This is a genomic window from Corynebacterium sp. UMB10119B (assembly GCF_030228125.1).
GTDB classification, from domain to species: Bacteria; Actinomycetota; Actinomycetes; order Mycobacteriales; family Mycobacteriaceae; genus Corynebacterium; species Corynebacterium pseudogenitalium.
The window spans coordinates 135,961-150,431 of record NZ_JASPBG010000001.1 but is presented as its reverse complement, the minus strand read 5'-3'; the positions used below and the strand labels follow the sequence as shown (position 1 = coordinate 150,431).

The window sequence follows — 14,471 nt, the reverse complement described above, 5'->3', positions numbered from 1 at the left end:
TCCGGAAGTGCTACCTGGTTTTCTCTTGTGCGTTCCTAATGCTCGCCGTAGTCGTAACGCTCCGCGCGTTGGCTGCCGCCTGAGACGCCGGCGCCACGCCGGAGCGCAGAACGGTCCTTAGATACTGTGCGAAGCACTGCGGAAAGTGACTCCTCAAACTCCGCAAGCTTGGAATCCACAAACTCGTCGCACTCCCCGCGCAGACGCGAGGACTCCGCGTGCGCCTGCTCGACCAGGCGGTGCGCCTCCTCGTCTGCGCGACGCATGACCTCTGCCTCGGAAACAAGGTGTTCCTGCTGCGCCAAGCCCTCATCAATTGAGCGCTGGTATTCTTTCTGACCGTTTTCAACCAGGCGCTGAGCTTCTTCCTGTGCTCGCGCCACGGTGGCTTCCGCGTCTTCGCGTGCGCGGCTGACCATATCGCGGGAGTCCTCTTCAGCGTTGGTCACCAGCATGGTCGCGTGGGACTGGGCGTCGTCAATCATTTCTTGAGACTGCTCGTTTGCCTCATCCATAATGTGCTTCGCGTCTGCATTGGCTTGAGCCACCAAATCGTCCGCGCGTTCCTGTGCACCATGCAAGATAGCGTCCTGCCGGTCGAGGACATCTTGAGCGTCGTCCATCTCATTCGGGATTGCGTCACGAATATCGTCTAACAGCGCAAGCACTTCGTTGCGCGGCACGAGGCAAGAGCTTGATATTGGCACGCCGTAGGCCTGCTCGACGATTTGGACGAGTTCATCAAGTGCTTCAAAAACGCGATACATGTCGGTCATCGTACCCGAGAACCACTGCGCTGAGTGTGCAACACAACGGAAGGTATGCACTACACTTTGCCCTCATGGATGAAGCATTGCGTACCCCAACCACAGTCACCATCGCCCCAGACGCATTCAAAGGCACGGCGTCGGCTGAGCAGGCCGCAACGTGGATCGGAGAAGGCGTCCGCGAGATATTAAAGGACGCAACCATCAAACTCGCCCCAATGGCCGACGGCGGCGAAGGCACCTCCGAACTGTTCGAGGGCGAGCGCATCACCCTGCCCACCACGGACGCCGCGGGGCGCCTCACGGAGGCTACCTACACCTATGATGCCGCTTCAACCACAGCGTTTATCGACGTCGCTGCCGCCTCTGGGCTACCCGCCGTCGCAGATTCACCAGTTCCGTTGACCGGCGATACCTACGGCACCGGAGTGCTCATCGCCGACGCACAAACCCGTGGCGCAACACGGATCGTGCTCGGCTTGGGTGGCTCGGCAACCACCGATGGTGGCACCGGCATCCTCGTAGCCCTTGGCGCCAACCCCGTCGACGCTGAGGGCTATCAACTCAAGCCTGGCGGCGGCGACCTCGAGCGCCTCGCGGACCTTGATACCGCAAAGGTCAACATTCCCGCAGGCGCGCTCGACTGGGTACTACTCACCGATGTGGATTCGCCCGCTACGGGACCGGAAAGCTCCGCCGCTGTATTTGGACCTCAGAAGGGCGCTTCCGTAGAAGACGTGGCCAAGCTCGACCGCGGGCTGGCCAGGCTGTGCGAAGTAGCAGGTCTCGACCCCACTACTCCGGCCTTCGGGGCTGCGGGTGGAATCGCGATCGGCATCACCTGGCTATCAACGCTCCTGCACGGCGATGCCAGCCACGTCTCCATCTCCCCCGGTGCGCCCGTCATCGCGAACGCCAGCGGGCTCGCAGATCTTATCGCACAGTCCGGACTCGTCATCACCGGCGAGGGACGCTATGACGCCCAAACCGCCGCTGGCAAGGTTGCCAGCACGGTAAGCGACCTTGCCGCTGATGCAGGTGCTGTCTGCGTAATTGTGGCGGGTAGCTTCGACGCCGAACCCGCTGGTGAAGCAATCGCAGTCCCCCTTGAAAACATCGCTGACACCAGTGAGCAACTCCGCCGCGCAGGCCGCGAGGCGGCGATTCGTTACCTGAACACCTCGACGGTCCAGGGGTAAAGCGCAGGCGTCTCAAACTGGTCTTGCTGCTCCAACGCGACGGGGTCTGATGGAAGCTGCGCTCGCGGGGTCAGAATCCGCGACAGGCCCATCGCCAGGCTGTTCAGGCTCCTCGCGCCTTCAACCTCGATGTCGTAGCGCTGGAGGGCGGCACCCTCTTCTTCAGCCGAGACCTGCCTGTCCTGCACGTATGTTGCTTCCAGTTCCTCGGTGACCTCGCTAGGCAACGCTACATGCGGGGTGTACACAACATTTCCGGCAGTGAGTTTTTCGCGCCGCACCAAAATATCGATTGCGCGCTGGTACGCCTCCGCCAACTTTTCTGCCGACGCATCGGGGGCCAGCACATGGAACTGAATGATCGCCATGACGAACAGGCTAATACACCGGGGAGTAACGTAGCAGGTATGACTTTTCCAGTGCACTCGTATCGTGACGCCCTGACGACCATGGCTGACGGCACGATCAAGCAAGTCAACCCATTTTCCGGCACCGAGGTTTGGACGGTCCCAGGCAGAGGAAACCGGCCCCTTTCCCACCCCTCAGGAACCCCGCACCCGCTCAGCGATTCCGACTTTCACGAGCACTGCAACTTCTGTGACGCCCAGCAGCTTCGCACCCCACCAGAGAAGTCACGCATGGTTCGCACCCGGGATGGTTGGGAGATCGTCCGCAACGCGATGCCCGAAGAGCTCGACGCCACCACCGCCGAGTTCCGCCGCGTACCGAACCTCTTCGAGATAGTCTCCTACGACTACTGGGCAAAGAACTACGGCTACAGCATGCCCCAGTCCCAGCAGGAACACATGGACCGCTACCTCGCGGACCCCGCTGGCAAGGCCCACGTCCTCGACATCGTTCGCACCCGCCTCAAGGCCTCCGGAGAGAATCCCGACCGCGACGAGGCGTCACTCCTGGAGATCGCGCCCGCGTATTTCGGCGGCGGTCACGACGTCATTATTGCTCGACGCCACTTCGTCGACGGCGCCACCGACGACACACAGCTAGCAAGCTCCGGAACACTCACCGAAGACGAGCACGGGGCCTTCTTCAAGTTCACAGTTGATTCCCTCCACGACCTCGTCGTAAAGAATCCCTACTCCCCGTACGTCGTAGTCTTCCAAAACTGGCTTGCGCCTGCTGGCGCCTCCTTCGACCACCTGCACAAGCAGCTCGTCACCGTCGACGCGCGTGGCGTGCAGGCCGAGATGGAGATTGCAAAGCTGCGCCAGAACATCAACATGTACAACGAATGGGGAGTGAACTACGCGTTCTACCACAACCTGGTGATCGCGGAGAACGACTTCGCAATCGCCATCGCAGGCATCGGGCACCGCTACCCCACTGTCTCCATCTATTCCAAGTCCGCAACCTGCGCACCTTGGGAGCAGTCGGAGCAGGAAGTGCGCGGTCTGTCGGACCTCGTGCACGCGATCCACGCAGCGATGGGACCTGAGGTCGCGTGCAACGAGGAGTGGCACTACCGGCCTGTGGATCTGGACCTTCCGATGCCATGGAGAGTGAACATTAAGTGGCGTATTTCTACACTCGCGGGGTTCGAAGGCGGCACTAAAATCTACGTCAATACGCTTTCCCCGTTTGATGTTCGTGACAAAATGGTGGACAAACTCTACCGACTCCGCGATGCCGGGAATGTGACAAAGTCGCTGCGTATTGCCACAGAATGTGCCCCGTCACGCAACTCTCTCCTCTACAACCCAGTCCTTTAGACCAAAGTTGTTTATACCTTCCTCCCAAAAGACTGGTATTACTTAATGTGATGGTAGTTAAGCAAGCACGTGCGGAGTGACGCACAGAGGGACGTACATGATCAACATCAACGATATTCTCAACAGTTACGTCGTTGACGAATCGTGGCAGCGTGCATTCTACGAATTCATGCACACCACGCCCGAGCTATCGATGCAAGAAGAGGAGACGCACCAACGGCTCCTCGCCGAACTTACCCAGTTCGACTGCGAAGTAATTGCACCGATTGGGGGCTACGGAATCTGTGCGGTCTTCCGCAACGGTGACGGGCCAACTGTACTGTTCCGTGCCGACTTCGATGGGCTCCCAGTTACGGAATCTACCGAAGTTCCATACGCTTCAAAGAAAAAGGTGCGTCTTGAGGACGGCACGAGCGTCGGCACCATGCATGCTTGCGGCCATGACATGCACACCACGGCACTTCTCAGTATGTGCAGTTTTATGGACAACACCCGCCACGCCTGGCGTGGGACGTTCATTGCACTGTTTCAACCAGGAGAAGAGCTGGGGGTAGGGGCAGAAGCGATGGTCAATGACGGACTTCTGGAACGCATCCCACGTCCTGACGTCTGCTTTGGCCAGCATGTGATGCCCGGACCTGCGGGAACCGTGATGTCAAAAGCGGGTCCCCAGTTCGCGGCATGTGACTCCATCAGGATTACGATCCCGGGGCGAAGTGCGCACGGCTCTATGCCACACAACGCCATAGACCCAACGTTTACGGCAGCGATGATCATTGCCCGCCTGCAAGGTCTCGTGGGCCGGGAAGTCGATCCTTCTGACTTCGCAGTCGTCACCGTTGCCAGTTTGCACGCTGGAACGACGAACAACATTATCCCCGACTCCGCGGAACTCGTACTCAACTGTCGCTTTTATCAAAACAAGACAAAAGAGCAGATGTACGCCTCCATCGAGCGGGTTGTTCGCGCAGAGGTGCAAGCATCGGGTGCCACCGAAGCGCCTACGTTCGAGTACTTCGCTCACGGAGAACTTATGAGCAATGACGCCGAGGTGTACGCAAAGGTCCGCCAGTCTTTCGACGAGGTTTTCAAGCATGAGTCTGCTGAAGCCGACCGAAAGACAGTGTCTGAGGACTTCCCAGTCATCCCCCTGGCATTTGACGTGCCGTACTTCTACTGGCTTATCGGGTGCACCCCGAAGGCACAGTGGGATGAAGCCGTTGCGGCAAATAGAGTCGCGGAAGACATTCCAGTCAACCACATGCCGACCTTCTTGCCGGACTACGCACCCACGGTGAAAGCAGCTACCAATGCCGGACTCACGGCAGTTCTGACGTATCTTGCTCAGCCATAGCGCAACGCCGTTCCGGCTGAGCACGACGCATTCCAATTCGACACATCAAGAGATCTGAGGTTTTTATGAAGAACACTGTAGGAACATCGGTACCGGCACTGCAGGACACTGTCGCCGGCCATGTTCGTGGTTTCTCTGGACGCAGCCCGCAGGCATCCACCAATAACAAGTTTTGGACTGGCCTCTCGGCCGCCGTTGTGGAGCAGATTGCCGACAAGTGGGATGCAACCCAAAAGGCCTACTCGGCTACTCGTCAGCAGGCGTACTTCTCCGCAGAGTTCCTGCAAGGCCGTGCACTGCTGAACAACCTCACGAACCTGGGCATGGTGGAAGAGGCTGAGGCTGCAGCAGCAGAGCTCGGCCACAACCTGACCGATGTCCTCGAGGCAGAGCACGATGCCGCGCTGGGCAACGGTGGCCTTGGCCGCCTCGCAGCGTGCTTCCTGGACTCCGCAGTGACGCAGGACTACCCAGTCACCGGCTATGGCCTGCTCTACCGCTACGGCCTGTTCCGCCAGGAGTTCGTCGATGGCTTCCAGAAGGAGCACCCAGATTCCTGGAAGGAATCGTTCTACCCGTTCGTTGTTGAGCGCACCTCCCAGCAGCGCATCGTGAAGTTCGACGACATGACGGTTCGAGCAGTACCGTTCGACATGCCGATTACCGGCTACGGCACCGATAACGTTGGTACCCTTCGTCTGTGGGACGCATCCCCAATCCACGAGTTCGACTACGATGCGTTCAACTCGCAGCGTTTCTCCGACGCCATCCTGGAGCGCGAGGCTGTCCACGACATCACCCGCGTGCTCTACCCGAACGACACCACGTACGCTGGCAAGGTGCTCCGCGTACGCCAGCAGTACTTCTTCGTCTCTGCTTCGCTGCAGGAGATGATCGACAACTACATCGAGCACCACGGCGAGGATCTGAGCAAGTTCCACGAGTACAACTCAGTGCAGCTCAACGACACCCACCCGGTGCTGGCGGTTCCGGAACTCATGCGCCTGCTCATGGATGAGCACGGCCTGGGCTGGGATGAGGCGTGGAACGTCACCACCCAGACCTTCGCGTACACGAACCACACCGTGCTCCAGGAGGCTCTGGAGACTTGGGACGAGTCCATCTTCAAGCAGCTGTTCTGGCGTATCTGGGAAATTGTCCTGGAGATTGACCGCCGCTACCGCCTCGACATGGAGTCCCGTGGCATTGGCCCGGAGGACGCACACCACTACTCCCCAGTCCACGACGGCAAGGTGCACATGGCGTGGATCGCCTGCTACGCCTCGTACTCCGTGAACGGCGTGGCTGCGCTGCATACCGAGATCCTGAAGCGTGACACGCTCAACTACTGGTACTCCATGTACCCAGAGCGCTTCAATAACAAGACCAACGGTGTCACCCCACGTCGCTGGCTGCGTATGTGCAACCCGCGTCTCTCATCCCTGCTCGACCGCCTGTCTGGCTCTGATGAGTGGACCACGGACCTGTCCAAGCTGAAGGAGCTGCGCAAGTACGCTGATGATCCTGCAGTGCTCAAGGAACTGCGGGAGATCAAGGCTGCTAACAAGCAAGACTTCGCTCGTTGGATCGAGCAGCGTCAGGGTTCGGTCATCGACCCGGACTCCGTCTACGATACGCAGATCAAGCGTCTGCACGAGTACAAGCGCCAGCTGATGAACGCTCTGTACATCATCGACTTGTACTTCCGTATCAAGGAAGACGGCGAGACCGACGTACCGAAGCGCACCTTTATCTTCGGCGCGAAGGCTGCACCTGGTTACACGATGGCAAAGGGGATCATCAAGCTCATCAACGCCATCGGCGAGCTGGTGAACAACGACCCAGTCGTTTCGAAGTACCTGCATGTGGTCTTCGTGGAGAACTACAACGTCTCCCCTGCTGAGCACATCATCCCGGCAACGGATGTTTCCGAGCAGATCTCGACGGCCGGCAAGGAGGCGTCGGGCACCTCGAACATGAAGTTCATGATGAACGGTGCGCTGACCTTGGGCACGATGGACGGCGCAAACGTGGAAATCGTTGACGCTGTCGGTGAAGAGAACGCCTACATCTTCGGCGCTCTCGAGGAGGATCTGCCTGAGCTGCAGCGCTCCTACGACCCGAAGGCTACCGCCGAGCAGACCCCAGGCCTGCACCGTGTGCTCAACGCACTGGTCGACGGCACCCTGGACGACTGCGGCACCGGCGCGTTCCACAACATCCGCGCTTCCTTGCTCGAGGGCTTCGGCTTCGACGAAGCCGACGTCTACTACGTGCTGGGTGACTTCGCGGACTACCGCGCAACCCGCGACCGCATGGCCAAGGAGTACTACGAGGACCCAGATGCATGGGCACGCAAGTGCTGGATCAACATCTGCGAATCCGGTCGTTTCTCCTCTGACCGCACGATCCGCGATTACGCGAACGAGGTCTGGAAGATCGAGCCGACGCCGATTAACTAGCCTGTAGCTCCTACTACAAAAGGCCTGCCGCTGTTGCTTCGCGGCAGGCCTTTTGCGTGTCCCCCATGGATTTAGCGAGCTACAAGCCGAGAGATGAAAAACACCCCGGAGCAGCTGCCCGGGGTGTTCTCCGATTTGGAACTTAGTCTTGTTCCTCTTCCTTCTTCTTCGACCAGTAAGCCTCCTCGCCCAGCTGGTGGACGTGGACCGTGTTGGTCGAGCCTGCAACTCCTGGAGGGGTACCTGCAACCATCACCATGGTGTCATTCTCCTGGTACTCATCCATCGCCAGCAGGTACTTGTCAACGGTGGCGATCATGTCATCCGTGCTGTGCACCGGCGGGCACAGGAAGGTCTCCACGCCCCAGGTCAGTGCGAGCTGCGAGCGAACCTCCTGCTTCGGAGTAAACACGAGCAGCGGCAGGTCTGGGCGCAGGCGCGCAACGCGTCGAGCGGTGTCGCCGGTCGCGGTGAACGCCACGATTGCGCGTGCATGCAGACGGTTTGCCACATCGTTAGCCGAGTAGGAGATCACACCACGGCGGGTACGCGGGATGTGGTTCAGAGGCGGCACCTTGTCCATAGCCTCAGCGGAGCGGACAATGCGGCTCATCGTACGGACCACGTTGTGCGGGTCAACGCCAACGGAGGTCTCACCGGAGAGCATGACGGCGTCTGCACCGTCGAGCACGGCGTTCGCAACGTCGGAAGCCTCAGCACGCGTCGGACGCGAGTTATCAATCATCGAATCCAGCATCTGCGTAGCGACGATGACCGGCTTCGCGTTTTCACGAGCGATCTGGATGACGCGCTTCTGCACACCTGGAACAAGTTCAAGCGGAATCTCAACGCCGAGGTCGCCACGGGCAACCATCACGGCGTCGAATGCCAGGATGATTGACTCCAGGGCGTCGACTGCTTCTGGCTTCTCCAGCTTCGCGATGACTGGGACACGACGGCCAACTTCGTCCATGATCTCATGAACCAGGTCAACATCTGCCGGCGAGCGCACGAAGGACAGCGCGACGACGTCGACACCCATCTTGAGTGCGAACCGCAGGTCCGCCTTGTCCTTCTCAGACAACGCCGGGACGGAGATATCCATCCCCGGCAGGGAAACACCCTTGTTGTTGGAAACAGGGCCACCTTCGGTCACGCGGCAGACAACGTCGTTGCCGTCGACTTCGACACAGACCAGACCGACCTTGCCGTCGTCGACGAGCAGGCGGTCGCCCGGCTTCGCGTCCTTGGCGAGGTTCTTGTAAGTCGTCGAGACTCGGTCGTGCGTGCCTGGCACGTCATCGACTGTGATGCGGACCGTTTCGCCCGTCTCCCAGACGGTGGCGCCTTCTTCAAAGCGCCCAAGACGGATTTTCGGACCCTGAAGGTCGGCGAGGATGCCAACTGCGTGTCCCGTTTCATCGGTGGCTTCGCGGACCCAGCGGTAGTTCTGCTCGTGGTCCGGATAGTCGCCGTGGGAGAAGTTGAGGCGGGCGACATCCATGCCGTCGCGCACAAGTCCGAGGATTGCTTCTTTGCTGGCCACAGCAGGGCCAAGCGTACATACGATCTTTGTTCTTCTATCCACGAGATCCAACCTAGTAGCGATTCAACAATTACCGGTGGTTTCAAGGCCAGATAGTGTGTGAATTCTCCACTGCCGTATCGTGTGGCCTATCTTCCACTTCGGATACCACCCTACCCCGAATCACGATTCGTATCATCATTATCGTTGTGAACGAGTTCTTTCTCGGCTTCTCTCCCACGTGGCAATAGGAAGAAAATCCCAAGTGAAACAACAAAAAGCAGGCCTGAAACCCACGTGTTCACACGCAACCCCAAAATTAGTGTTGCGGCGTCAGTACGCATCAACTCGATTGCAAATCGGCCCATCGTGTAGCCAGCAACGTATAGCCAAAATACCCTGCCGTGTCCGAGCCTGAAGTGCTTATCTGCCCAAAGCAGGAAAGCAAACACAAGCAGATTCCACACCAACTCGTAGAGGAACGTCGGGTGAACGCTCGCGATGACCTCACCGGTAGAACGCCCTGTCAGCGGAGCGAACGCCCCTTGCTCGTCAACGCGGTAGTAGATATCCAACGCCCACGGTACCGTCGTTTCAGCACCATAGAGTTCCTGATTGAACCAGTTCCCAAGGCGTCCCACGGCCTGGGCCAACACGATGCCTGGCGCCAGCGCATCCGCAACAGGCCCAACAGCAATCTTCTTCCACCGCAGCAGCAACCACACGCTCGCCGCGCCCAGTGCGACTGCGCCCCAGATGCCCAAACCACCCGCAGTAATGTTCAGCGCCTGCAGTGGATCTTTGCCGGGGCCGAAGTATTTATCATGATCCGTCAGCACGTGGTAGAGCCGACCGCCAATGATGCCCATGGGGATAGCGACAATTGCCGCGTCCCAAATCACGTCGGGATCACCACCACGCGCACGATAGCGTCGCGTGCCCACCCACATTGCAAGCAGAATGCCGGTGATGATGCACAGCGCGTACGCCCTCACCGGGAGCCAGCCAATGTGCCACACACCCTGTGGTGGCGAGGGAATGTTTGCCAGAATCGTAGTTTGCACGCCCCCTAGTGTGCCTGATTATCGGCGGGAAGCGCACGCGGGGTGTCGCCCGGCGGTAGCAAGTGAAGGAATAGCCGCTTCGGCATTCGCCAAAATGGCGTCTGCTCCTGCGGCAGCGACGTTAAACAGATCACGCGGAGTCAACACATCCGCCATCATCACCACGCGGATCTTGCTCGGAAGGCCTGCAACAAGCTCACCCAGTGCGAAGTGATCAGTCTCCCCCGATGGACGTTTCGGTGGCACAACAGCCAGCACCGATGCACCCGCCCGAAGCGCACGTGCCGCCTCCTCAGCGTCTCCGACTTGTACGAAGGCCGACATGCCAAGCGTCTCCGCTCTATCTAGCAACGCCTCCAGTCGCGGCTGCTCAAGAATATCTGCACGAAGCACAAGCGCATCGGCTCCATAGCAGCGAGCCTCGTGCACTTGGTACGGATCAACAATCGTATCCAAGCTCACCACCGGTATATGCACTGCTGCCCTCGCTGCGTCCATCTCAATGTTCGCGACCTCACGGCCAAACAGCGCACCCGAACACGCGAGCAGCTGCGCCCCCTGCATCTCAAGCTCCACTGCGGCAAGTGCCGCTCGGTGAATCCGTTGCTGCGTAGTCCGGACGCCGTGCTGGTTGTACTGTACCTGGGCAATAATTGCGCATCCGTCTGAGTCAACGGCCGCGTATGCGTCGCGCGCAGATGCAGCTGCCCGCGAGCGATCCTTCACCTCTTGGAACGACACCAAGGACTCACGGCGCGCGACCTGCCGCTGCACTGCAGCGAAGAGATCGCTGTGTACATCCGTGGCACACATACTCGCCTCCCGCGTGACTCCGAGGTGAAAGCCTATTGTTGCAGTTGCCAGCGTAGCCCGCGCGTATTTAGTTCATGAAATTTCACGGGGGTATACCGAATATTTATCGGCGTGCCTCATCATCCGTAGGGTCAATTCCGGAGTCCAAGGCGTCCCACATCACGCGCCCAGAGTCCGGTCGAGCTTCGAGATCTTCACCTAGCTTTTCACGGCGCACAGCCTCTGTCTCATACTTGTTGAGCTTCGCGGAATCTACACCGGGCCGCATTACAACCGTGAGCGCTCCAATAAGCCCCAGGAGCGCCCCCAAGATGACCAGGTAAATGCCAGCGCTATGCTGCTGCACCTGTGTGATCTCCGCCCACGCGGCAATCGCCCCGTCACTGGCTGCTCCTCCCTGCTCCCCGCTTCCGGCACTCAGCAGTGTGTGCAAACGCTCCAAGTCAGGCTCGGCTAATAAGGTTCGCAAGCCCGATACGCCGGCGCCCACGGCGCCTAGTGCGGCCACCACACCTACTATTCGACGCCCAACTCGCCGCAGCGCGAATATCGCAATCATTGCAACGATCAGAATGAGCGCCACTGCCGCGATCTCCGTAGACCACATTGAACCATCGACGGTAGTGGTACTGGCTCCAGCGCGGTCGTCGAAAACTTCGACAGTAAACCAGTCCATTCTGGACCCCACCCACGCCAGCGCGCCACCGACGCCCACCAGCAGTGCGCCGACGCGGTTCGCCGTATTCACCTAGATATCCTCCAACAGCAGATCTGCATCGAAGCACGTACGGTCCCCCGTATGGCAGGCACCATCCGTCTGGATCACCTTCACCAGCAAGGTGTCGCCGTCGCAGTCGAGGCGCACCTCGCGGACCTCTTGCACAGCGCCACTGGTGAGCCCTTTTACCCAGTATTCGTTACGGGAGCGAGAGAAGTACGTCCCACGTCGCGTTTCCAGCGTGTACGCCAGCGCCCGCTCATCCATCCAGGCCATCATGAGGACCTCACCGGTGTCAGCAGCCTGCACCACGGCGGGAACCAGGCCGCGGTCGTTCTTCTTCAGCCGAGCAGCAATTGCAGGATCCAATACGGCATCTTCTGGTCGTAGTTCAGTCATCAGCGAACCTCAAAGCCCTCATTCCGAAGCGCATCCTTTACTTCTGCGATGCTCACTTCGCCGAAGTGGAAGATCGACGCCGCAAGTACGGCGTCTGCGCCCGCTTTTACTGCTGGCGGGAAGTCTGCAGCCTTGCCAGCGCCACCGGAAGCAATCACCGGGATGCTTACCGCTGCTCGAACCTTTTCCAACAGCTCGAGATCGAACCCTTCCTTGGTCCCATCTCCGTCCATCGAGTTCAGCAAGATTTCCCCCACACCCAGGTCTTGTCCAGTGCGAGCCCACTCCACCGCGTCGAGACCAGCCGAACGCGTACCACCGTGCGTGGTCACTTCAAACCCAGACGGCTGCGGAAGCCCACCATTCGGCACGCGACGCGCGTCGACAGACAAGACAATGCACTGCGCTCCAAACTTCTCGCTGAGCTCACGCAGTAGCTCTGGCCGGTGAATCGCCGCTGTATTCACACTGGCTTTGTCCGCGCCAGCACGCAACAACTCAGAGACGTCTTCGACGCTTCGAACGCCTCCGCCAACGGTCAACGGGATAAATACCTGCTCTGCGGTCTTACGGACGACCTCAAGCATCGTTCCACGGCCCTCACGCGACGCGGTTACGTCCAAAAAAGTAAGCTCATCAGCGCCTTCCAGACCGTACCGCTGAGCAAGCTCTACGGGATCACCAGCGTCCCGCAGGTTTTCAAAATTTACGCCTTTTACTACCCGCCCGTCGTCCACGTCGAGGCAAGGAATCACACGGATTGCAACAGACAAGGTAATTACCCTCCATACATGTTTTGTGCCACGCTACTCCAGCCCGCAAATACGTTCCGGAAACTACATACTACCGCGAAGCACTCTGCCTATCAGGGCTTTCAAAGCACCGTTGGACCGTCGCGAGCGCAGTCGCATGGGCAGCATTCGTACCAATGACAGCCCCCATCGACGACATCTCCCATGGCTGCCCGTACACGTCAGTCACCGTCGCGCCCGCGCAGCGACCGAACAAGACACCGGCCGCGTTATCCCACACGTGCGGGGAGAAACTCACGCTGGCCTGGAACACACCCGACGCCACAAACGCCAAGTCCACGCCCACTGAGCCAGTCATGCGTGGTCGCAGTGAGGTGGCAGCCAATTCACCGACGAAGGCCAAGCGGCCTTCCGCTGGAAACGCAGCGCGATCATCCGAACCAACGGTTGCAACGCCTACCTGAGCGGCCGTCGTCGAAGGATCAACGCCCTGTGGGAGCGCAGGCAATGGGTCGCCGTCAAGCACAACGGGCTCACCCGAGATCGCATGCATGCGGTGCCCCAGCAAAGGCATGTCGGTCACCGCGACGACCGGTTGGCCGTCGATAAGGAGCGCTACCAAGATCGCGCACATCGGGTTGCCACACGAGTAGTTCGAGGTGCCGTCGACAGGATCGAGCACCCAGCACGCCTCAGCGTTGAGGTCCCCGCCGTGTTCCTCCCCGAACACGGGGATACCGGTCGCTTCCGTCAAGCGTTTCCTCAGCAACGTTTCAATGGCGAGATCCGCTTCCGTGGCAAAGTCACCTTCGCCCTTAAAGAGCGCTGGAGCTGCACCGATATGTGTTCGAAACAGCTCGGCGGCTTCATCGACCGCCTCTAACGCAATAGCTCGGTATGCCTGCAGATCCCGCACGCTGTTTACTCGCCCTTCGATACCTTTGCGACGGCCTCCAGCGCCTCACTCAGCGTGAAGCGCTTCTCGTAGAGAGCCTTGCCGATAATGACGGAGTCGATCCCTTCATCGGTATACCGGGCCACTTCTACGACGTCGTCGAGAGTCGCGATTCCGCCCGAGGCAGTAATCTGAGCGTCCGTCGCTGCGGCGACCTCCCGCAACAGTGCAACATTCGGCCCCGCTAGCGTGCCGTCCTTGCTCACGTCGGTCACCACGAAACGGCTGCAACCAGCGGCATCGAACCGCTCCAGAACCTCCCACAGATCACCGCCGTCGGACGTCCAGCCGTTCCCCTTCGTGCGCCACTCACCATCAGTTTCACGCACCGCGATATCAATCGCGATCTTGTCGCCGTAGCGCTCAATTGCCTTACAGGTCCACTCCGGATCCTGTAGCGCCGCGGTACCAATATTGACGCGCTTCGCTCCGGTGGCAAGGGCCCGCTCCAACGTGGCGTCGTCACGAATACCACCCGTGAGCTCGACAGCGATACCCAGCTTCGCAGTGATATCCGCCATCAACTCATGGTTCGAGCCACGCCCAAACGCGGCGTCCAAATCCACGAAGTGCAGCCACTGCGCCCCCTGCTCTTCCCAGCGACGAGCAGCCTCCAGGGGATCCCCGTAGCCCTTCTCCGTCCCAGCTTCCCCCTGGTCAAGCCGCACGGCCTGACCTTTAACAACATCAACAGCAGGCAACAAGGTAAAAGTCATGGTGCTCATCTTATCCA

The 14,471-nt window shown here is 59.6% G+C and carries 14 protein-coding genes; 4 read left to right on the top strand and 10 right to left on the bottom strand.

The features are described 5' to 3' along the window. Positions 1–35 precede the first annotated feature (35 nt). Positions 36–767, bottom strand: a complete 732-nt coding sequence (locus tag QP802_RS00685; RefSeq protein ID WP_070363481.1) for a DivIVA domain-containing protein — start codon at positions 765–767, stop codon at positions 36–38. A gap of 74 nt (positions 768–841) precedes the next feature. Here QP802_RS00685 and QP802_RS00680 point away from each other — a divergent pair, with 74 nt between their 5' ends. Beyond that, a complete protein-coding gene (locus QP802_RS00680; RefSeq protein WP_284817430.1) occupies positions 842–1,966 on the top strand; it encodes a glycerate kinase family protein in 1,125 nt (374 codons plus the stop codon). On the opposite strand, the gene QP802_RS00675 is transcribed toward QP802_RS00680, so the two are convergent. Then, on the bottom strand, positions 1,936–2,334 hold the full coding sequence (locus QP802_RS00675) for a hypothetical protein (RefSeq protein ID WP_070362260.1): 399 nt from the start codon (positions 2,332–2,334) through the stop codon (positions 1,936–1,938). The two genes, QP802_RS00680 and QP802_RS00675, sit on opposite strands and share 31 nt — an antisense overlap. A 39-nt stretch (positions 2,335–2,373) precedes the next feature. Between QP802_RS00675 and QP802_RS00670 the strand changes: the two genes are divergently transcribed. The 3 genes from QP802_RS00670 (at position 2,374) to QP802_RS00660 (ending at position 7,512) form a co-directional block, all read left to right on the top strand. Beyond that, a complete protein-coding gene (locus tag QP802_RS00670) occupies positions 2,374–3,696 on the top strand; it encodes a DUF4921 family protein (RefSeq protein ID WP_284817429.1) in 1,323 nt (440 codons plus the stop codon). 97 nt (positions 3,697–3,793) lie between these two features. Further along, on the top strand, positions 3,794–5,050 hold the full coding sequence (locus QP802_RS00665) for an amidohydrolase (protein ID WP_070362259.1): 1,257 nt from the start codon (positions 3,794–3,796) through the stop codon (positions 5,048–5,050). 65 nt (positions 5,051–5,115) lie between these two features. Further along, positions 5,116–7,512 (top strand): glycogen/starch/alpha-glucan phosphorylase, encoded by a 2,397-nt coding sequence (locus QP802_RS00660; protein ID WP_284817428.1) that lies wholly within the window; start codon positions 5,116–5,118, stop codon positions 7,510–7,512. A 142-nt stretch (positions 7,513–7,654) separates the two neighbouring features. Here the strand turns inward: QP802_RS00660 and pyk are convergent, their stop codons facing one another. The 8 genes from pyk to priA all read right to left on the bottom strand — a co-directional run bounded on the left by pyk (position 7,655) and on the right by priA (position 14,454). Further along, the gene (gene pyk / locus QP802_RS00655; protein ID WP_070478976.1) at positions 7,655–9,100 is read right to left on the bottom strand and encodes a pyruvate kinase; all 1,446 of its coding nucleotides are present in this window, start codon (positions 9,098–9,100) and stop codon (positions 7,655–7,657) included. 110 nt (positions 9,101–9,210) lie between these two features. Beyond that, positions 9,211–10,101, bottom strand: coding sequence for a prolipoprotein diacylglyceryl transferase (gene lgt, locus QP802_RS00650; protein ID WP_256000302.1), 891 nt, complete (start codon positions 10,099–10,101; stop codon positions 9,211–9,213). A gap of 18 nt (positions 10,102–10,119) precedes the next feature. Further along, entirely contained in the window at positions 10,120–10,914 is a 795-nt protein-coding gene (locus tag QP802_RS00645) for a hypothetical protein (protein ID WP_070362256.1), read from the bottom strand. A 103-nt stretch (positions 10,915–11,017) separates the two neighbouring features. Further along, the gene (locus QP802_RS00640) at positions 11,018–11,662 is read right to left on the bottom strand and encodes a TIGR02234 family membrane protein (RefSeq protein ID WP_070362255.1); all 645 of its coding nucleotides are present in this window, start codon (positions 11,660–11,662) and stop codon (positions 11,018–11,020) included. Continuing rightward, complete coding sequence (gene hisI, locus QP802_RS00635) at positions 11,663–12,031, bottom strand: phosphoribosyl-AMP cyclohydrolase (RefSeq protein ID WP_070362254.1); 369 nt, start codon at positions 12,029–12,031, stop codon at positions 11,663–11,665. It lies immediately after the preceding gene. Beyond that, positions 12,031–12,804, bottom strand: coding sequence for an imidazole glycerol phosphate synthase subunit HisF (gene hisF / locus QP802_RS00630; RefSeq protein ID WP_070362253.1), 774 nt, complete (start codon positions 12,802–12,804; stop codon positions 12,031–12,033). The genes hisI and hisF overlap by 1 nt, the downstream gene beginning before the upstream one ends. Before the next feature lie 70 nt (positions 12,805–12,874). Beyond that, on the bottom strand, positions 12,875–13,699 hold the full coding sequence (locus tag QP802_RS00625; RefSeq protein WP_071572489.1) for an inositol monophosphatase family protein: 825 nt from the start codon (positions 13,697–13,699) through the stop codon (positions 12,875–12,877). A gap of 5 nt (positions 13,700–13,704) precedes the next feature. Next, positions 13,705–14,454, bottom strand: a complete 750-nt coding sequence (gene priA / locus QP802_RS00620; protein ID WP_284817518.1) for a bifunctional 1-(5-phosphoribosyl)-5-((5-phosphoribosylamino)methylideneamino)imidazole-4-carboxamide isomerase/phosphoribosylanthranilate isomerase PriA — start codon at positions 14,452–14,454, stop codon at positions 13,705–13,707. Positions 14,455–14,471 lie beyond the last annotated feature (17 nt).